Annotated in this window: 2 protein-coding genes; both read right to left on the reverse strand. The window is 29.7% G+C overall.

Going from position 1 to position 633, the window contains the following annotated elements:
• Positions 1-299: nuclear transport factor 2 family protein (locus AMN80_RS00280; protein WP_075520034.1), on the reverse strand; the 299-nt coding region annotated here is incomplete at its 3' end.
• A gap of 2 nt (positions 300-301) precedes the next feature.
• Positions 302-589, reverse strand: coding sequence for a DUF1330 domain-containing protein (locus AMN80_RS00285; protein ID WP_075520035.1), 288 nt, complete (start codon positions 587-589; stop codon positions 302-304).
• Between the last annotated feature and the right edge of the window lie 44 nt (positions 590-633).

Raw genomic sequence — 633 nt, forward strand, 5'->3', positions numbered from 1 at the left:
CCAGTTTCAAGCGCAAAAACTTTGCCATCCTTAAATTTAAAAACAGCCATTACAGCTTCTTTATTTCCATCATTAAATGTTACAAATGCATGTTCAACACCAATTTCATCATTTTCATAAATAACTCTAACTTTATCTCTATTGATATCTCCACTCATTGCCCATTTTACTACATCGTCTTTTTTTAAAACAGTTCCTGATTTATGCATAGTAAATGTATAATCGTCGTGAATTATGTCTCTTAATGCTGCCTCATCTTTATCGTTCATCGCTTTATTATATTTAGCTAAAATTGACATTTTTATTCTCCTTTTATTATTATTCCATTTGATAATGCGTTATCTAAACGGATTTTCTTTATTGGTTTATATTCTTCAGATTTATACCACTCCTGAGCTTTCTCATAACTAGGAAACTTTATCACAATAGTTCTTGGGTGTTCCCAATTACCCTCAACTAATTCAAACTCTCCACCTCTTACAATATATTCTGCTCCAAATTTCTCTGCGACTGGTTTTACTTTTTCAATATATTCTTTGTAATTTTCTGGGTTTGTAATTTTAATATTAAAAATTACGTAACCAGTCATTATCTGAAATTTTAATATAAAGTTTGAACAACCTTCTCAACACT

Origin of the sequence: Candidatus Pelagibacter communis (assembly GCF_001179985.1) — a bacterium.
Taxonomy (GTDB): Bacteria; Pseudomonadota; Alphaproteobacteria; order Pelagibacterales; family Pelagibacteraceae; genus Pelagibacter; species Pelagibacter ubique_J.

What these genes read in the sequence shown, in the direction of transcription:
- AMN80_RS00285 (WP_075520035.1), bottom strand. Translation starts at nt 589, where the DNA reads ATGACTGGTTACGTAATTTTTAATATTAAAATTACAAACCCAGAAAAT.